The sequence below is a fragment of the Methanosarcina sp. UBA411 genome (assembly GCF_002495725.1).
Taxonomy (GTDB): Archaea; Halobacteriota; Methanosarcinia; order Methanosarcinales; family Methanosarcinaceae; genus Methanosarcina.
This window is the reverse complement of record NZ_DAGK01000004.1, coordinates 34,292-53,003: the sequence shown is the minus strand read 5'-3', so window position 1 is coordinate 53,003 and position 18,712 is coordinate 34,292. Positions and strand designations below refer to the sequence as shown.

16 protein-coding genes are annotated in these 18,712 nt (G+C 39.3%); 9 read left to right on the top strand and 7 right to left on the bottom strand.

The genetic code is table 11. The features are described from left to right. Positions 1–24 precede the first annotated feature (24 nt). The 3 genes from atwA to BP861_RS02245 form a co-directional block, all read right to left on the bottom strand. Positions 25–1,638 carry a methyl coenzyme M reductase system, component A2 gene (atwA, locus tag BP861_RS02255; protein ID WP_292372166.1) on the bottom strand — a complete coding sequence of 538 codons (1,614 nt, stop codon included), beginning with the start codon at positions 1,636–1,638 and terminating at the stop codon, positions 25–27. Positions 1,639–2,016: 378 nt separating this feature from the next. Next, entirely contained in the window at positions 2,017–2,817 is an 801-nt protein-coding gene (locus BP861_RS02250; protein ID WP_292372164.1) for an HAD family hydrolase, read from the bottom strand. Positions 2,818–2,903: 86 nt separating this feature from the next. Beyond that, complete coding sequence (locus BP861_RS02245) at positions 2,904–3,791, bottom strand: presenilin family intramembrane aspartyl protease PSH (RefSeq protein WP_292372162.1); 888 nt, start codon at positions 3,789–3,791, stop codon at positions 2,904–2,906. 426 nt (positions 3,792–4,217) lie between these two features. On the opposite strand from BP861_RS02245, the gene BP861_RS02240 reads away from it, so the two are divergent. The 5 genes from BP861_RS02240 (at position 4,218) to BP861_RS02220 (ending at position 7,480) form a co-directional block, all read left to right on the top strand. After that, positions 4,218–4,541, top strand: coding sequence for a hypothetical protein (locus BP861_RS02240; protein WP_292372160.1), 324 nt, complete (start codon positions 4,218–4,220; stop codon positions 4,539–4,541). Between the two features lie 493 nt (positions 4,542–5,034). Further along, on the top strand, positions 5,035–5,337 hold the full coding sequence (locus BP861_RS02235; RefSeq protein WP_292372158.1) for a hypothetical protein: 303 nt from the start codon (positions 5,035–5,037) through the stop codon (positions 5,335–5,337). 528 nt (positions 5,338–5,865) lie between these two features. After that, positions 5,866–6,882, top strand: coding sequence for a flap endonuclease-1 (gene fen, locus BP861_RS02230; RefSeq protein WP_292372156.1), 1,017 nt, complete (start codon positions 5,866–5,868; stop codon positions 6,880–6,882). Between the two features lie 15 nt (positions 6,883–6,897). Beyond that, on the top strand, positions 6,898–7,215 hold the full coding sequence (locus BP861_RS16075) for a cation transporter (RefSeq protein WP_394339155.1): 318 nt from the start codon (positions 6,898–6,900) through the stop codon (positions 7,213–7,215). Positions 7,216–7,336: 121 nt separating this feature from the next. After that, complete coding sequence (locus BP861_RS02220) at positions 7,337–7,480, top strand: hypothetical protein (protein ID WP_292372152.1); 144 nt, start codon at positions 7,337–7,339, stop codon at positions 7,478–7,480. 279 nt (positions 7,481–7,759) lie between these two features. On the opposite strand, the gene BP861_RS02215 is transcribed toward BP861_RS02220, so the two are convergent. Together BP861_RS02215 and gpmI are read right to left on the bottom strand one after the other, a co-directional pair. Then, the gene (locus BP861_RS02215; protein ID WP_292372150.1) at positions 7,760–8,716 is read right to left on the bottom strand and encodes a beta-ribofuranosylaminobenzene 5'-phosphate synthase; all 957 of its coding nucleotides are present in this window, start codon (positions 8,714–8,716) and stop codon (positions 7,760–7,762) included. A gap of 228 nt (positions 8,717–8,944) precedes the next feature. Continuing rightward, positions 8,945–10,492: a 2,3-bisphosphoglycerate-independent phosphoglycerate mutase gene (gene gpmI / locus BP861_RS02210; RefSeq protein ID WP_292372224.1), complete on the bottom strand. Its 1,548-nt coding sequence runs from the start codon at positions 10,490–10,492 to the stop codon at positions 8,945–8,947. A 248-nt stretch (positions 10,493–10,740) separates the two neighbouring features. On the opposite strand from gpmI, the gene BP861_RS02205 reads away from it, so the two are divergent. Both BP861_RS02205 and BP861_RS02200 read left to right on the top strand, forming a co-directional pair. Then, positions 10,741–11,343, top strand: coding sequence for an acetate uptake transporter (locus BP861_RS02205; protein ID WP_292372148.1), 603 nt, complete (start codon positions 10,741–10,743; stop codon positions 11,341–11,343). A gap of 571 nt (positions 11,344–11,914) precedes the next feature. Next, on the top strand, positions 11,915–12,838 hold the full coding sequence (locus BP861_RS02200; protein WP_292372146.1) for a UbiA family prenyltransferase: 924 nt from the start codon (positions 11,915–11,917) through the stop codon (positions 12,836–12,838). Between the two features lie 169 nt (positions 12,839–13,007). Here the strand turns inward: BP861_RS02200 and BP861_RS02195 are convergent, their stop codons facing one another. Together BP861_RS02195 and purH are read right to left on the bottom strand one after the other, a co-directional pair. Continuing rightward, complete coding sequence (locus tag BP861_RS02195) at positions 13,008–13,793, bottom strand: helix-turn-helix transcriptional regulator (RefSeq protein WP_292372144.1); 786 nt, start codon at positions 13,791–13,793, stop codon at positions 13,008–13,010. Between the two features lie 724 nt (positions 13,794–14,517). Beyond that, complete coding sequence (purH, locus tag BP861_RS02190; RefSeq protein WP_292372142.1) at positions 14,518–16,134, bottom strand: bifunctional phosphoribosylaminoimidazolecarboxamide formyltransferase/IMP cyclohydrolase; 1,617 nt, start codon at positions 16,132–16,134, stop codon at positions 14,518–14,520. A gap of 382 nt (positions 16,135–16,516) precedes the next feature. Here purH and BP861_RS02185 point away from each other — a divergent pair, with 382 nt between their 5' ends. Both BP861_RS02185 and nth read left to right on the top strand, forming a co-directional pair. Continuing rightward, entirely contained in the window at positions 16,517–17,878 is a 1,362-nt protein-coding gene (locus BP861_RS02185; protein WP_292372140.1) for a dihydrolipoyl dehydrogenase family protein, read from the top strand. 112 nt (positions 17,879–17,990) lie between these two features. Further along, the gene (gene nth / locus BP861_RS02180; protein WP_292372138.1) at positions 17,991–18,698 is read left to right on the top strand and encodes an endonuclease III; all 708 of its coding nucleotides are present in this window, start codon (positions 17,991–17,993) and stop codon (positions 18,696–18,698) included. Positions 18,699–18,712: the final 14 nt, after the last annotated feature.

Sequence of the window (18,712 nt, the reverse complement as noted above, 5' to 3'; positions counted from 1 at the left end):
CCATACTAAGAGGTGGGAGCATATTTATATTTCTTCTGCAGCTTGGATCCTTTCGTCTTCAGTGAGTTGAGATAGTATTTTCTTTGGCTCACCTATATCTACAATCTTCCCGTTACGCATAAGTGCGACACGGTCACAGATTTCATTTACAAAATCGACATCATGAGAAATTACAACAAATGTTTCTCCTATCTCCTCTCTGGCTTTCAGGATAGAGTTCGTCACAGATACTTTGGTAATCGGATCCATAGTCCCTGTTGGTTCGTCCATAATAACTATTCTCGGTTCCTTGATCAAGACCTGTGCAAGTGCAATCCTATGGCGCTCCCCTTCACTCAATTCATCGGTCATTTTCGGTAAAATAGCTTTTGCCTTGTTTTCTTCAAAACCGGCAGCTTTGAGAGTGATTATGGCTTTTCTAACTCCAAGTTCAAAAGGCAGATCAAGGCTAATAGACTCGGTAAGGTTATCTATTACGGAGCTGTGAGTGTAAAGGCCGTATTCCTGGTGCAAGAATCCCATATATTTGGTTGCTCTTCCTTTATTTTCCACTCCTAATTTTGTCATATCAACCCATTCGTCTCCCACACGAACTTCAACCTCTCCGGATGTGGGGGGTAAGATTCCCATTAGAATTTTTGAGGTTGTAGTCTTGCCCGCTCCACTCACTCCAACTAGCCCGAAGATTTCTCCTTCTTTTACATCAAAAGAGATACTGTCTACAGCTCTTACCACGCCTCGATCAACTGATATATAACGCTTTTCAAGGTTTCTTACCCTGATTATAGGTTCCCCTACTATGACATTCTTTTCCTGCTTCACGATGGAGGCACTCTGCATAAAGGTTGCAGAAACCTCAAGAGGATCCCCTTCCTTGACTACCTCCCCGTTTTCAAGCAGGATAGCTTTATTTGCCAGCTGTTCAATAACTTCAGGCCAGTGTGAAGTCAGGACCATGCTCATATTATAGTTCTTGACTGCTCTGATCATGGCATCATGAACCAGTTTCGCAGTCATGGGATCAAGGGTACCTGTGGGCTCGTCAGCTAACAGGAGCAAAGGACTTCTCACAAGCTGTCTTGCAAGCACAACCCTCTGTTTTTCTCCACCTGAAAGTTCTCTTGCAACATGCATCATGCGGTGACTCAGGTTTACTTCTTCCAGCAGTTCGACCGCTTTTCTCATAGAGTCTTTCCCAGTATATCCGATTTCGTTCAGGGAATTTATAACGTTTACAAGAACTCTTTCGTCTCCATAAAGGGCAAAGGTACGCTGAAGCATGATAGCTATACGTTTTGTAAGATCTTTCCTTACGGGGTCATAAAGGGAAAGTTTTACGAAATCAGCTTCGAAAGCTTCCAGCGCTTCTCCACAGACCGGGCACTTCTGGCCTGTTTTACTGGGGCGCTCTATGTATCCACATTTCGGGCAGCGGGCTAGATGATAAATTACTTCACCTGAAATGTTTTGAAAAGATTCTGTGCCGCGCAGTACATGCATTAGAATCGTTTTCCCAGACCCGCTTTTTCCCAAAATTCCAACGATTTCTCCTTCGTTGATATTTAAGTTTACGTTTTTTAGGGCCTTATGACCGTCGAAATCTACGGTTAGGTTTTTGACTTCAATAAATACTGGCATGGATTTTCCTCCGCAATTATGGGCTGCAATACTTTCTGGTGGCTCTTACCTGCCTGGGCATATCGCTCAAGAGTGAAAAGCAGTTACTATAAATGAATAATATAAGTACAAACAACAAATTTCATACATTTAACGAATTTCACACATTTGGGCAACAACTACATAAGAGTAAAGATTACATAAACATAACGCATTATTTTTTCACTGTTAACATTTAAAGCAGATTTAAAGTAAAGCCAACCTCATCTGATGAATCTGCTTAATCAGTACTTTCTCGTTCTGTTATACTGATTCGATTTGTTATATTAATTCGTCTTATTATACTGACCCATCGTGTTATATTGATCCGTTTATATAATAATTCTCTTTATTTCTCGGTTACAGCGCTTTTACCACATCCACCACTTTTATAATATTGTCGATTATCACGTCTGCTGCTTCTTTTAGCTCTTGGGGTCTTTTGTCACCCTGTTGTGTTGTCATTATTCCTATGTCTGCGGCCCTGAATGCCAGTATGTCATTGATCCCATCCCCTACCATAACTACTTTTTCATATTTTTGCTTTAGCTCCAGAACTATTTTTTCTTTCATCAGGGTGTTTGAAAAGGCAAAGACTCTTTCCTGGGGAATATCTATAAACTCAGCCAATTGCACGAGAGCGAATAAACTATCTCCAGACGCTATATACGTATCCACTTTCATGGAATGGAGAGTCTGGACAGTTTGTAATGTGGTACTGAATACATGCCCGCCTGTACTCAGTACGTACGGTACGCTTCTAGCCTCAGAGTCAACTATCAGGCCTGCTGCAAGGTAAAAAACATCTGGACAACGTGCTGTAACCGCTTCCAGCACGTCATGTACGTCGCCCATTCTTGGGGAGGTTCCCCTTATAATCTCACATGCGATCTCCGGGGTAAAAATTCCTTTTGAACAGCTTATACCTATTGAAACTCTGTACTCTCTTATAAACTCAAACAAAGGCATATCTTTTCTTGAGCGCAGGAGTATATCACTTTCGGCATTCAGAACTACAAGCCCACATCCATTCTTTTGTGCGACAATAGCAGTGCTCTCTATGTTTTCAAGGATATTCCCGGTACTTGCTTCCTTAGCAACCCTGTACATATGTAAAAGGGTTCCTGCGCTGTCAAAGACCACTGCAATTCTTTTGGACATATCAAGTGATAAGTTGTTTAATAAAAAAATCTTTGCGAAAATCTGAAAATAAACTATTTATAAAAATATGCGAAGAAATGCTAATTTCACAGGATTGAGGCCCCTGAGATCAGAACCCCAGCAAAGAATCCCAGGATCACTCCGGAATTCAGGAAGGGAAGCCCTGCCTGCGGTTTTCCTCTCATTACCAGGATGGAAAGGACTGCATGTCCTATAAGAGTCCCCAGGATAGCCCCAAGGATTGGATAGAAATTACCTTTCATGAAGACGTTTGCTGAGACTACCAGCAGGGTAGGCATAACCGCATCTCCGAGACCCATGAAAAACGCCTCATGTTTTTCTCCCTGTTTGAAGTCTTCCTTTAAGAATGAATAGTTAAGGTGTTTTGGAATTACAAACAGGATTGGAAGTTTCAGATCCATTATCCCCTCGGCCATAGTTACCATGTGCTTTGTTTTGTATACCGAGATAGCATCGTATATTGCAAGAAGTAGTAAAAGTACTATTACAGGGACAACTGAGAGGGAAATTCCTATCAGGGCACTGACCCCTGCTGCAATACAAACTCCAACAATGTCAACGATGTACCATTCTGGATATTTATAGAGCAACACTGTTACTCCTATTGATAACACAACTGAGGTAATAGCCTCAAACCCTGAAAGAGATGGGATGAGGGTAAATAAGGCGAAGATTACGTAATAGAGAGTGCTTATTATGGCCAGGTAAATAAAGAGGCTGATTACCCATTTCATATTCTTCTTCAGTGCCAGAAGGACAAACAGAGTGAAAACCAGGATCATTACAATATAATATATGGAATTAGACACCTGGGTCGGGTCTTCAAAAGCCTGCATTTCATTAACTTCCATTGGCGTGGACAAAAAAAGTGCAAGAATCTGCACTATAAGGATTAGTCCTCCCATGGAAATAATAGGTAAATAATCTTTAATTGATTGTTCGATGGAACTCAAGTGCTAAACTCCTTAATTCTTAACAGTATGCCTTTTCTATTCCTTTATATACTTGCTGTCTTTTCAGCTCCGATTCTTCTGGATTACTTATATAACTTTACCCGGAGAGAATATTCCTCTTTTGTATTTTTTCAAAGATAAAAATTTTCCTACACATGCTTTTTATATATAATACTGAATTCTTTTTCGTGGGGGCAATAACAAAAAGTAATGAAATGGGCTTATAGATAATAATTTGCGAAAAAAATTATATATTATATCTCTTTAAAAAATAAGCAAAATAGAAAAAAATAAAAATAGGAAATCGTAAAAAATAGAAAAGCAGTAAATATCTTAATGGAATATTCGCTTGACAATTTTGAAACAGGTTATATTACGAAAACTTGTGTATAAGGAGTAATTTTACAGGTATGTTAGAGGTATACGATGGAAACTAGAGATACAGTATTTCTTGTTGTGATGGTTCTGTCATCTTTTCTTCTATCCTTTGAATGGCTTAGAAGATTTGCATACAAATCTACAAATCCCCTGATTATTCTCTCGGTTATGGTCCTAGTTGGAACATTAGCTGTTATGCTTATCTCTATTAATAATAGGCTTCAGGAACTCGAAGACAAAATGGAAGCAAAAGATCGTACCCTCAAGGTCAACATGGAGAGTACGGAAACAAAGATTGAAGAACGAATGAATGAACTCTCAAGTAAAGTTGATAATGCAATATATGAATTTAATCGCAGAAAATATCACTAACTTTTTCTTTATTTTTATATTAAGACTACGTTTTCACTTTCTTATTTTCAATAATATGGATTAAATAATGAAATTCTTCTAATAGCTAAATGTTCTTTCTTTTTAGAAATTCTTGACAGTTTAGCAGTACTTCCTTTATAACTCAGAAATTTTCTATATAATCTGTTAATTAATATGAAATAGCAGTTATAATATTTTTTACCAGATCTTCTGGTCTTATTCGGCTTTAAATATAAATTTATTGGTATTTATCTATATCTTTACCTCAATATATACTATTTTTTCTAATTTTATTCGTGTTTCTTCAGACAATTTCGATTGCAGGTTCTTCAATCTAGTAAAGTATATATATTGGTTCTGCTGTATTAAGGAGGATGTCTGAAGCTTAACCATTATAAAATAATAAATCAGATATTCTGTATCGCAAGTTATTATTACTCAGACGTTAGTATTATTTGATTACTTGTGTAAGTAGGTAAAGAAGGAAAGCTATATGCACCTTAGTCTGGAACCTATTGGCATTATTACAAAGGTTGCAAATAAGTCGGAAATTTTGATTTATTCTGATTTTGAACAGGTCATACGAAATATCATGTCCAAAATAGGAGATGGAGCTGAGAAAGGACAGAAGCTCCTGGTCGTCCATAAAAATAACAACCAGAAGCAGATGGATGGTCATCAGGTTCAGGTCACAAAAGCGACTTTACTGGAAAGAAATGGTAATTTGCTGACAATATCCAAAATAGAAGCAAATGAAGATTCAGTAATTGATGTCCGACTTGATCTTACCGCTTGATTTTCTGAGGTGTCTGTAGAGACTATAAAGTCTATCGGATTCTCGTTTCTTTTTTCTTCTCTTACTGGATAGCTTTGATTGGCTTTCAGAAAGGGCTAATGAAGTTGATCTTAAAAAATTAGACTAAAAATCTACAACTTGGATTGGAATTCCATAAATTGGAATGAAATCATATTATATTTTTTACTTTACTTTTTTCTTCCTGAGTAACTTTATGTTTCAACAGTGTACATTCATCCATAGGTATCTCAGGATAACTCTGAATACGCGGTAAATATAAGACTTCAGTACCTGTGTACCTATAAAGCATATTGAGCAGTAAATAAATGTTAATATAAAGTATCTTTGATATTGACTCGCTGAAGCATTTTTGATATTGAGCTTCAGTAGAGCATTTTGATATCAATTTTCCACGTAACTGTTGAAGAATTTAATCTACAAAAGACTAAAAAGGAAAATAATAAAAGAGAAGGAAGGCAATGAAAGCGCTGAGGCTTTCTGGAAAATTTCAGATACTCGAGGGAAAATATGGGTACAGATATAGGAGACTTGCTCCAGAAAAGAAAAGTTGAACTTTCGGATCTTACAAATCAGGTAGTTGCAATTGATGCGTTTAACACGCTGCACCAGTTTTTGAGCATTATTCGCCAGCGGGATGGAAGTCCTCTGATCGATTCCGCAGGGAGAGTGACCTCCCATCTCTCAGGCCTGCTCTATAGAACAGCGAGCCTTGTAGAAGCCGGTGTCAAGCCTCTTTTTGTTTTTGACGGCAAGCCTCCTGATCTCAAGTCCGAAACCTTGGAACGAAGGAAAGAAATAAGGGAATCCTCTCGAGAAAAATGGGAGAATGCAAAAGCTGTAGGGGACCTTGAATCGGCTTATAAATATGCTCAGGCTTCTTCGAAGGTAAACCAGGAAATTGTTGAAGATTCTAAATATCTTCTCGGCATTATGGGAATTCCCTTTGTTCAGGCCCCCTGTGAAGGTGAAGCCCAGGCTGCACACATGGTTCTCAAAAAAGATGCTAACTGCGTTGCTTCGCAGGATTACGATTCTTTTCTTTTTGGGGCTCCAATTGTTGTCAGAAACCTGGCTATAACAGGAAAACGCAAGCTTCCGGGAAAGAGTATTTACGTTGATGTCGAACCCGAAAAAATCGAGCTAGATGAGACTCTCGAAGCTTTAGAAATAACTAGGGAGCAGCTCATAGATATCGCGATCTGTGTGGGCACGGATTATAACAAAGGTCTGGAAAAAGTAGGCCCTAAAACAGCCCTCAAACTAATTAAAAAGCATGGGGATATTTACGCCGTACTCCGTGAAAAAAAGGTCGAGATCGAAGCTGTGGACCGGATAAGAGATATTTTTCTCCATCCTGAAGTAACGGACGACTATGAAATAAGATGGGGGAAACCTGACTCTGAAAAACTACTCGAATTCCTCTGCGAAAGTCACGACTTCTCGGTTGACAGGGTGGAAAAAGCAGCAGAACGCCTTAAAGCCGCCTCAGGAGCCAGACAGAAGACTCTTGACCAATGGTTTTAAGAATTTAGGTTCAAAATTCTTCTTTCTCAATTTTTCCTTTATTACATCCATAATTTCGGAGACGCCCCAACCGCAGTTCCTCTGGGTTTCGCTTTTTTTCTTTTTTGGAAAAAGCCGAATAAGCGCTTCACTTACGGTTACGGCAGAGCAGAAGATATTGAAGGCTTAATTATCGTATTTTTAATTCTTTTTAGTCCGGCTGTTGCGGCATATGAATCGATTTCCAGGTTTTTCTTCCCACAGCCTTTGGAATTTCTTGAAGGTGTAATTGCAGCTTCTATTGTCGGGTTTATGGGAAAAAAGCTGGTTGTGCAAAGTTCCGAATTAAAGTAGGAACGAAATTCCGAATTAAAGTAGGAACTGAAATAGGAAGTGCAGCTTTTGTGGTTGATGGTTGTCATGCTCAGGCAGGCGGATTTACAAGTCTTGCTTTTTCGGGGCACTTGGTATCTGATTGGGTTATCCGCATGCGGATCCTCTACTCTGGCTTCCTATTACAAGTGTAATTCTCAGAATAGTATGGAGTGCCAGAAAATTAGTATTCCTCCATATGCTTGACGGCGTAGAACCAGATATTGCCGACGAAATCCGTCTATAGTCAATAAAATGGAAAAGGTAGGATGTAACTGAAGTAAGGGTTCGCTGGCTGGAACACAGGCTATATGTGGAAGTAAATATTGCAGTAGACCCGTTGCTCTTAGTTGAAGAAGGGCATGCAATTGCTGTGAGGTATGGCATAGAATGATTCACGACTTGAGCTATCTTTCAAACGTAGTCGTATGTGGCCCACTCGGATCAGCCGGAGAATCATTTCACAGGTTGCCCGAGCATGAACACAACAATTTTCCTTTTCGTTCTCACTGAATATGCAAGGCTTTCAAACTCGGGATATCTCTACACCGTGGTTTCTTGCCTTGGTAAGTATGACAGCCCCGCCAACGGAGTCGTCAAGCATTTTCTGGACCTCCGACTGAAGCTCCCTACCTTCGGATTTATTATCTACAAAAGAATATACTACAGGGCCAAAGGAACTTACACCGGCTCCGTAGCTCCGGCTGCGCAAGAAAGAAGCAATATTTTTCACAAACTGAGGCCAGATAAGGCTCTCCCTTTTGTTAAAACCAACAGTCTGGACATGGTTTACTGCGGCTCCGAAACTCACTATATCTTCTTCAATTACAGCAGGCATCATCTGCATGAGCACGACATGGGAAATTTCCCTGACTTCTTCTACAGGGAGGGGGCAGAATTTCTTGAAGGTCTCCACTTCATCCTGGTCATGCATCCCTTTTTCATTGGGGATTGCTACTACCATATCCCATTGAGGAAAATCCTCTCTGAAGAGCACTGGCCCTGGGGGTACCTGGCAGGCAGCTGATGGCATAAAACCACCTTTATCTTTGAATCGGTGTCCTCCATCAACTATAAATCCGCCTTTCTCAAAAGCAGTTACTCCTATACCCGAAGTTCCTCCTCTTTTTACTGCAAGTGCAAGTTCTCTAACGCTTTTTCCAAGCCCATATAGTTCATTGACAGCTGCTGCCGCAGCCAGGGAGGATTGAGTTCCTGATCCGAAACCTACATGAGCTGGGTACACTTCTTGTACGTTGATCCTTATCCCTTTCCCTTCAGGAAGCAGGGATTCCGCAGCTTTTTTCATCCGATCGGCAAAATCCTGCAGACCTTCGATACTGACTCCGTTGGCTTCTTCAGCCGTAATTTTTATATTGGGAGAGGAAAGGGTTAGTCCTGCTCCTCCATCGACTCTTCCGATTTCCGCATTCATATCAATAAGAGTCATATGAATTCGGCAAGGAGTGGTTATTTTGATCATTCCTGTTAAACTCCGAAACTACACTTAAAGCTTTATGACTTCCTAAATCCTGTGCTCTTTTTATTGTAGCTGCTGGTATTTAATCTTTTTAAAATTATCTTTTACTAAATTATATAAACATGGTATATATATAAAAAGTTAAATATAAAAAGAGTAGGAACAGAAAAAATTATTATATAAAGAAGTATCAGGGTTTCTGAAATTTCAGATCACTTTTTCCTTCTTTAATTATTGTTTTATAATCAACGATTCTCCTGTCATCTCTTCAGGCTTCTGGATCTTGAGGATTTCCAGAAGAGTTGGCGCAAGATCGCATAGTTTTCCATTCTTAAGTGCTTTAACTTCATCGTTTCCTGCATAAATGCATTTTACCGGATTTGAAGTATGTGCGGTATGCGGTTCTCTAGTTAGCGGGTTTTCCATCTGTTCGGCGTTCCCGTGATCCGCAGTTATGATTGCTACACCTCCTATTTCTTTCAGAGCCGCTTGAATTTTTCCCAAGCAGGTATCTACTGCCTCAACCGCTTCTACTGCGGCTTTAAAATCTCCGGTGTGTCCAACCATATCCATGTTTGCAAAATTAAGGATAATCACATCATACTTTCCCGATCGGATTCTCCTTATCAATTCATCCGTAACCTCATATGCACTCATTTCGGGTTTAAGATCATAGGTAGCAATCTTTGGTGATGGGATGAGGCAGCGGTCTTCTCCTTCATAACATTTTTCCTGCCCTCCGTTCAGGAAAAAGGTCACATGGGCATATTTTTCAGTTTCGGCAATCCTAAGCTGGGTCAGTCTCTGCTTGCTCAGGACTTCTCCAAGTACATTTTCCAGCTCTTCGGGAGGGTAAGCGATAGGCAAATCCAGGGTTTCATCGTACTGGGCCATACACACATAGTAAACTTTTGGGTGTTTTTCTCTGTGGAAGTAGTTGAAGTCTTCATCAACAAAAGCCCAGGTAAGCTGCCGTGCCCTATCTGGCCTGAAATTGAAGAAGATTACAGAATCATTATCCTGTATAACTGCCTCAGGCTTTCCTTCTGAATCCATGATCACAGTCGGTTTTACGAACTCATCAGTTTCTCCCCTCTCATAGGCTTCAGAAACTGCAGTCTCTGCATTAGGAGCTTTGTAAGGCGCAACTCCCATATTTAGGGCATCATAGGCAAGTTTTGTTCTATCCCAGCGCTTATCTCTGTCCATTGCATAATAACGCCCTGAGACGGTTGCGATCTTAGCACTCCCATTCTCCTTACAAAAAGCATCAAGCTCCTTTATGTCTTTGAGTGCGGCTTTAGGAGGTACATCTCTGCCGTCCAGAAAAGCATGTATATAAACTTTTTTCAACCCTTCCTGCTGTGCAAGCTTGATAAGAGCATAAATGTGGGTCATATAGCTGTGAACGCCTCCGTAGGAGACAAGTCCCATGAGATGAAGGCTTGAATTATTGGCTTTGGCGTTTGAAATCGCACTCAAAAATGCCGGATTCTTGAAGAAGTCTCCTTTCCTTATAGAGAGATTTATTCGAGTTAGGTCCTGGTACACAATTCGCCCTGCTCCTATATTCAGGTGCCCGACTTCGGAGTTTCCCATCTGGCCTTCCGGAAGGCCAACAGCTTCCCCTGAGGCTTCTAAGAAACACCAGGGATATTTTTCCTTAAGGTGGTCAAGGTTTGGAGTTCTGGCTGCAAGGATAGCGTTTCCTTCTCTTGCTTCTCTGTAGCCCCAGCCATCAAGAATAACGAGCATAAGAGGTCTTTTTGCCTGAGTCATATGAAGCAAATTCCACACCTGTTCATAAATAGCTTATTATGAAAATTCTTAATAGCCTGTGTAAAAATTTTATATTATATATTTATAGTGTATTGAAAATATATTAACTGTCCTTAATTATAAGTATTAACAATTACATATTCCCGAAATGTGAAAAATGGACTCTAAAAAAGATTGATTATCTTGATGTAATTCTTATTGGAAGTTCAGGCTAAATTTCCGGATAACGGGAAGGAGGATTTAATTTTATGAGTCAAAATATTAAAGATGTAATGAGCATTCGTGATATAAAAATAACGGATTTATCCGCAAACCCTGCTCCTCTGGGTTTGATGGGCTTCGGGATGACGACCGTGCTTTTGAATATACACAATGCGGGCTTCTTTCCGATGAACGCGATGATCCTTTCGATGGGTATCTTTTACGGTGGGTTAGCTCAGGTCATTGCCGGAATCGAAGAATGGAAGAAGGGAAATACTTTCGGAGCTACGGCCTTCACTTCATTCGGGTTTTTCTGGCTCTCCTTGGTAGGGAATATTCTGATTCCTAAGTCTCCAGACTATGCAGGGCTGGCTACAAGTTCAGTCGCTTTTGCTGCATACCTTTTCATGTGGGGAGTTTTCACCACTTTCATGTTTATAGCTACGCTCAAAGGCTCAAAGGCTCTTTCCGTTGTTTTCCTAGCTCTTGCAGTTCTGTTCTTCTTGCTTGCAGCAGGAAACTATCTGGGCAGTACCGGAATCCTTACGATAGCTGGCTATGAGGGAATCTTTACAGGACTTGCCGCGATATATACAGCTCTTGGTCAGGTACTAAACGAGGCGTATGGAAAGAAAATGGTTCCTTTGTAATAACGTTTTCTTTGTGATATTTGTAATTTTTTGGGCTTTATTGTCCCCATTTTTTTTAATCTTTTTTGCTTACCAAGACCTTCCTGAAAATCTTTTATTTACTTTACTTCACAAATTTTCCATAAATTTGTCCTTTTTCCTTAGGATCTGGTCTTTATTTTATAATTTGCCTCTTCATTTTTTCATTAGTAAACTTATATTACGTTTCTAACTACCTAACTATTGTATATAAGATTGGAAAATGTTTGTTATTAACATCACATTCAAGTTCACTATTTTCACCTTGGCCAAAAAAATGTCTAAATGAACAATCATTTTCAAAAAACGATAAATAACAAAGAATATTAATATTTATTTTTTAATATCCGTATATATTAAGGTTATCCCTATTATATATGCCAACAACTTTTTATGCATAACAGAAACATGATTTCCTCTCGGAAAAGTTGTTAGTTTAATCAGCTAGTATTCGTTCATTTCTTTAATACATAGACAACTCCTCATATCTTATATACATTATAAAATCTTATACTGGGTAAATAATATTTAAAAGTGCTCCAATATTATTTTTATGAGCTCCAATGTATTTTTCGGAAGTTTTGAACGTTTTCTCAGGTACAGACGAAAGAATGCCTTAAAATTTGGGAGAAAGAATGCTACACTAGAACTCTTAAAAAGTTCCGTGTTAGTTGCGTTTTCAGGCGCACTACGAATCCATATTGCTTTCCTTCTGCTTCAAATTCATTCGAATTTATTCACCTGCATTGCGGGAGGATTAGTAATTTACAGCGTATATACACTTGATAGGGCTCTTGGCTCTGAAGAGGATATTGTAAACAGGAAAGAATTAAATGGATCAAGAAAGGAAATAGGGCTTGCAGCCTCTATGCTTACCTTCGTGATAGGTAGCTATGTACTGGCAAAAGGAGGAATGCTTGCACTTGCATTCTTACCTTTGATAACCGGTTTCCTTTATAGTAAAGGGATTAAAATCGGAAAATTCACTTTGAAACTCAAAGGTGGACTTGGAGTTAAAAACTTTGTTGTAGGTCTAACCTGGGGAGCCTTCATTTCAGGGCTAGCAGGCAACACCTGCAGAAGCATGCTCCCTATATTTTTAGTTTTCACTTTCTTTGGAGTTAAGCTCTTTATCAATTCTGCTATCTATGACTTCAAAGATATTAAAGGAGATACTCTCGCAGGTCTCAAAACTCTTCCTGTGAGCCTTGGAGAACGAAATACACGTAATTTCCTTCTAGGACTGCACCTGTTCTCCCACCTGATTCTTGGTATTGCTCTAATTAACGGAATCTTAGCTTTTGAACCTTTAATCATTCTTTATAGTTTTATATGTGGGCTGGTCTGCATCCAGAATTATACCAGATATAATGGTGATGAGCCTCCTTTCCGGAAGCTCGAAAGAACAATTCTTGTGGATGGAGAATCAGCCTCAATTATCGGGTTGAGAGCAATTGCATGTGCTTTCCTGGCATAAATGTATACTTAGAAGGAAATTGTGCTGAAGTGCGAAGGCAATAATGCAGGAAAAATACTCAGAGAAAACGGTTTAATTCCCCAAAAATTTATCGGGAAAAACCCAAATCTCTGAATTCTCATTTCTCGGTATAATCTTAAGATTTATAAAAGAAATTCTTCAACGGGCTTTACAGATTCTTTATTTCAATTGAGTTTTCTCTATAATTCTTAAAAAGATCCTCCCCCCACTTGATTGAGGACGAATCCAAACCTATAAGGTCATTTCGAGGATCATAGGTTCCATTTTTGAAAAAGAGTGAAAGAGATAGGAAACGGTCTGTTACCACAAAGGCTATCTTTGCGTTGTCGTATACGTGGAGACTCGTTTGCTTGAGTTTAAGGAATTCTTCAATCTCAACACTGTACTCACTTTTTATTTTGAAAAACACATTGGGTGTAACAATGATGGAAATCGGAATATTCCTGCGGGCTAATTCCAGAAACATTAGGGGATGGTTTGGAAGAAAAATGGATGAAAACCCCACGAAGTGAGCAGAAGATTGAACATATTGCATAAATGCCTTATGTGTGTCGTAAATATGTTCCTGTTCATCCCTTACGACTCTGCACTCTTTAAGCTCCTGAATTCTATTTAATAATGCCTCAGGAATTGCAGAAAGGTCATGGTCTCTCCAGAAGATTTCGTTTGTTTCTATAGCTGTGAGGGTATCTAGTAAGGGCTTGTAATATATGGCTGAAACTTTTCCGAGGGGTGTCAACCGATACATTCCCTCTTGTCTGATTATCAAATTTGCATCTTCCATTTCTTTAAGGCGAGGCAGGATTTCAGGTGACCTTACATCAAAATAATCTTTAATTTCGGAAAGAGTTCTTGGATTCTCCTGAAGTAAAAATAGAATATCCTTCCTTTTTTCAGAAAAGGTAAGAATGCTTAAGAGTCCGCTAGATTTCACTTCTATCAACCCATTATTTTTCCGTATGTTTATGAAGTTAATCGAGGTTTAATGCCTGTAAACGTATCCTTTGATTTTGATGCACAATAGCTAAAATTTAAGTTTTAATTCTTCTTATTTTTTAGATTTATTTAGAGAAGTAATTATATCCAGATGATATAACATTGCTAGAATGCTATACGAATTCAATATATATTATCTTTTTCGAAAGTGTACTTATTTCTGCTAATTTTTCTCTCCTATTTCAAAATATACGTATCATTCTACCGAAAATGCAAATTGTCTTCTTAAATAATTTTTCTTAATATCAAAAGAAAATACATATGTCAATAGTATCAGATTATTTTACTAATATAAGCTCAGTATTTATCTCCGGGAAATTGGATAAAGTCGACAATTAAAAAAAACTTAATATTTATACTTAAAAATACAATAATTAATTTAAAAAAGTACTTAAGAATCAAAGGGTAAATGTATTCATATAATAAATAAATAAATAAATAAATAAATAAATAAATAAATAAATAAATAAATAAATAAATTTGACGTGTATCCTGGTTTTTACACATTCCCACTCATTAATATTAGCATTTATATCTAGATAGACAGTTAATTTTAATTTCGTGATCTGATTTGACAATTAATCAAAAATAGCTCAAGAAACCCCTGAGCTAATGACTCAGGGGTAATTCAATTGTTATTTGTCAATACCTGAAAATGGTTCTTAATGAAGGAAGTGACGCATACCTGTAAAAATCATGGCCACTCCTAGTCGATTTGCAGCAGCAATAACTTCGCCATCTCGAATTGATCCCCCTGGAGAGACTATGTAACGGATATTATTTTCTGCGGCATAAATTATACTATCATCAAAGGGGAAAAAGGCATCTGAAACCATTACACACTCTGACATAATTTTCTGGCAATAATCTTCAAAAGAAGTTGCAGGGTGTTCCCTTTCATAAATTATCTTTAGATTTTCAACAGCTTTTGTGGCTGCCAGTTTGCGAATCGAGTCGACCCTATTTGGCTGTCCTGCTCCCATAGCAAGTACCATGAAGAATCCTGGCTCGTATTCATGAGCAAGAATAACTGAATTGGATTTGGTTGCCTTACAGGCTTTAAGACAGAATTCCGAAAGAGAACGCTTTTCTTCAGGATAGAGAATGTCAGTAACTGACTCCCATTTTTCGTAGAGACCGATATCTCGACTTTGCTTGAGCATGCCTCCGATTACATACTTATATGTATAGTCTGTTCCGAAAGCTTCTTTGAGATCCGGCAATCTAAGGAGTCTAAGGTTCTCACTTTTGTTTTTCAGGTATTCAAGGGCATCAAGTTTGAAGTCAGGAGCGAGAATAATTTCTACAAACTTTCCATTCAGAAAAGTCGCAGCTTCAAGGTCAAAAATTTCATTAGTGCATATTATGCTTCCGTAAGCTGAAATAGGGTCTCCATCCCAGGCAGCCTGAAGAGCCTGCAGGAGTGTGCTTCCGGTTGCAAGTCCGCATGGATTATTGTGTTTTACAATTGCCACGGCAGGAGAAGCATTTCCGAGTTCTTTTACCGTCTGAAGGGCATTGTCGGCATCCACATAGTTGTTATATGAAAGTTCTTTTCCGTGCAGTTGGACGGCTTTTGCCAGAGTAGGGCCTTCTATTTTGGAATCTTTATAAAAATAGGCTTTCTGGTGCCAGTTTTCTCCATAGCGGAGTTTTATGCCGTCGGTAAAGTTCATGCGAAGCACGTTTTCTCCGAGCAGGGTTCTGCTCATGTAGGTGTCAATGGCTGCATCATAATCCGCAGTATGCCTGAAAGCTTTAACTGCAAGGGCAGCCCGGGTTGCCTCTGAAACTACCCCGCTTGAACGAAGTTCTTTGAGGACACGCCCGTAGTCTGATGGATCGGAGAGAACTGTAACAGAACGATAGTTTTTAGCTGCCGAACGAAGAAGGGTTGGGCCTCCGATATCTATGTTCTCAATGGCTTCTTCGAGTTCCACACCTTCCTTTGAGATCGTTACCTCAAAAGGATAGAGGTTTACAGCCACCATGTCAATAAGCGAGATGTCTTCTCTTTCAGCCTCAGCCATCTGTTCCTTGCTCTCTCGCAGGCATAAGAGTCCGCCGTGAATTCTTGGGTGGAGAGTTTTGACCCTTCCTCCCATCATTTCCGGAAAGCCCGTAACTTCCGAGACATCGGTAACTTCTACGCCGGCGTCGCGAAGAATTTTCGCTGTTCCGCCTGTTGAAATAATCTTCACGCCAAGTAATTCAAGCCCGCGTGCGAATTCTGCAATTCCTGTCTTGTCTGAGACGCTGAGCAGTGCCCTTTTTACCAAAAAATCACCAATATACTTGCTTTAAAAATTATTAGCTATAAAACTTATGGTCTACCTATTATTATATTAAAAAGAAGACTTTTTCCTGAAAAACTGGACTTCAGTTCTACAAACACAGTATTTCCATCAAGGTGATGCAGGAACTCTTCTGGGGATATAGTTCTTTAAGTTTTTGGTACTCTTTTTGCATAAATCTTGAAATGTATACTGTTATTTGCTTCTTTCGGGAAAATATCAGGTGAAATACTTATTTCTCTGGAGTCAAGATTCAGGTGAAATACTTATTCTTTGAGACTAAAATGGATAAATTGCATATAATATAGCATTTAAAATATCTTATTGCTTTATTTCAAAAAGTATTCTCGTAGGGTGGGGGAGTTCAATGGAAAGGAATTATGATATTATAGTTATCGGGACTGGTACTGCGGGCAGAACCTTTGCGGGTAAAGTTGCACATTCTGGATTAAGAATCGCTATTGTTGACTCAAGGGAATATGGAGGCACCTGTCCTCTAAGGGGATGTGATCCGAAAGAGGTGCTCACTGATCTTACTGAGGTCATTGACTCAAACAACCGGCTAATAGGAAAAGGTGTAGAGATAAACACTCCTTTAAAGCTCGACTGGACTTCACTGATCGAGTTTAAAAAGACATTTACGGAAGGATATTCCAGCAAAGCAGAGAAACTCCTGGTTGATATGGGAATTGATACCTATCATGGGAGGGCATATTTCGAAAATCAAAACACAGTCGTTGTCGGAGCGGACAAACTTAAAGGAGAGTATATTTTCCTTGCTACAGGTGCAAAACCCAGAAAACTCAATATTCCCGGTGAAGAGTATGTCACCACAAGTGAGGAATTAATGGAAACCAGAAAGCTTCCTGGAAGAATCATTTTCATTGGAGGAGGTTATATATCCATAGAGTTCGCACATGTTGTGCGGAGGACTGGAGCTGAAGTACTAATCCTGCAACGGAGTGAAAGGGTTTTGGGAGCTTTTGATTCTGATATGGTAAATATGCTTGTGAAAGCATCCGAAGCCGCAGGAATAAAGATCCTCACAAATAAACCGGTGATTTCTGTAGAAAAAGAAGACAATGGTTTTCTTGTAAGGGTTAAATCTAAATCCGGAACTGAATCTGAAACTCAGAGTTTCCGTGCGGATATGGTAGTACATGGAGCAGGTCGTGTAGCAGATACAGAGGATTTACGTCTTGAAAATGCCGGGGTTAAAACTGAAAAGGGAGCTATTGTGGTTGATAAGCACATGAAAACCTCAAACCCTCGGATCTACGCGGGTGGGGACTGTGCATTGGAGGGTGTACAGCTAACTCCTGTAGCAACCCTTCAGGGAGAAGTTGCTGCAATCAATGTCCTTGAGGAAGATAGTGTTGAGGCAGACTATACAGGCATTCCAAGTGCGGTTTTTACAATTCCTGTTCTGGCTTCTGTAGGAGTCAGTGTGGCTAGAGATAGTGATAAGTATAGAAAGTATAGAGTAATTTACCAGGACAGAAGCAACTGGAGCACTACCCGGAGAGCAGGAATCGAGTTTGCGGCTTCAAAAATAATTATCGATGAAACAAACGACCGCATAATGGGAGCGCATATTTTGGGGCCTAATGCCGGAGAAGCTATCAACATCTTCGCTGCAATAATGCGGCTTGGGCTTAAGGCATCGGATATAAAAAAACTGGTTTTCTCGTATCCTACTACATGTTCGGATATTCCTTATATGCTGTAACCTGGAGAAAGATGCAGAACTCAAACTTCTCAGGTACCTTAAAAAGAGAATATATTTCCTCAAGCTATTTCCCGATAAAACCGGGAAACAACAACTCAAACATGGAGTTATCATGCCTGAAAGAAAGCCAAAAAAACTTGACACACAGGATTTTGTTTCTGAATACAACATCCCAGACAATACGCACAATTTCGACAAGATCTGGGCTCTTCTAAAGAAAGAGTATCCTGATGTGAAGCCCTCTCTTAATTACAGCAATCCTCTTGAGTTGCTTGTGGCGACTGTTCTTTCAGCCCAGTCGACCGATATCCAGATTAATAGAGTGACTGAAAAACTGTTCAAAAAGTACAGGACCGCAGAAGACTATGCTAGTGCAGATCTCCGGGAACTTGAGAATGATTTATATTCTACAGGTTTTTACAAAGCCAAGGCAAAGAACATCAAAGCTGCTGCGCAGATGATTGCTGAGAAATACAATGGAGAAGTTCCAAAAACTATGGAAGAGCTGATCAGTTTGCCAGGTGTCGGGAGGAAGACGGCTAATATAGTCCTTGCCAGAGCATTTGGGATAATAGAGGGAATTGCTGTGGATACTCATGTAATGAGGGTTTCAAGAAGGCTGGGACTTACTAAGAACTCCGATCCTGATAAAATTGAAAAGGATCTTATTTCACTTGCTCGAAAGGAAGACCTTGATTCAATTTCTATGACCCTGATTTATCATGGAAGGAAGGTCTGCCAGGCAAGGAGACCAAAGTGCAAAATCTGTATTGTGAAGGACTTATGCCCTTCTAGTCTTATATTTATTGGCAGTAACTGAGATGTTTTTCCAAA

Bases quoted from the DNA above. Each gene is read 5' to 3' on its own strand.
- atwA (WP_292372166.1), bottom strand. From the start codon at position 1,638: ATGCCAGTATTTATTGAAGTCAAAAACCTAACCGTAGATTTCGACGGT.
- BP861_RS02250 (WP_292372164.1), bottom strand. From the start codon at position 2,817: ATGTCCAAAAGAATTGCAGTGGTCTTTGACAGCGCAGGAACCCTTTTA.
- BP861_RS02240 (WP_292372160.1), top strand. From the start codon at position 4,218: ATGGAAACTAGAGATACAGTATTTCTTGTTGTGATGGTTCTGTCATCT.
- BP861_RS02235 (WP_292372158.1), top strand. From the start codon at position 5,035: ATGCACCTTAGTCTGGAACCTATTGGCATTATTACAAAGGTTGCAAAT.
- fen (WP_292372156.1), top strand. From the start codon at position 5,866: ATGGGTACAGATATAGGAGACTTGCTCCAGAAAAGAAAAGTTGAACTT.
- BP861_RS02215 (WP_292372150.1), bottom strand. From the start codon at position 8,716: ATGATCAAAATAACCACTCCTTGCCGAATTCATATGACTCTTATTGAT.
- gpmI (WP_292372224.1), bottom strand. From the start codon at position 10,492: ATGACTCAGGCAAAAAGACCTCTTATGCTCGTTATTCTTGATGGCTGG.
- BP861_RS02205 (WP_292372148.1), top strand. From the start codon at position 10,741: ATGAGTCAAAATATTAAAGATGTAATGAGCATTCGTGATATAAAAATA.
- BP861_RS02200 (WP_292372146.1), top strand. From the start codon at position 11,915: ATGAGCTCCAATGTATTTTTCGGAAGTTTTGAACGTTTTCTCAGGTAC.
- BP861_RS02185 (WP_292372140.1), top strand. From the start codon at position 16,517: ATGGAAAGGAATTATGATATTATAGTTATCGGGACTGGTACTGCGGGC.
- nth (WP_292372138.1), top strand. From the start codon at position 17,991: ATGCCTGAAAGAAAGCCAAAAAAACTTGACACACAGGATTTTGTTTCT.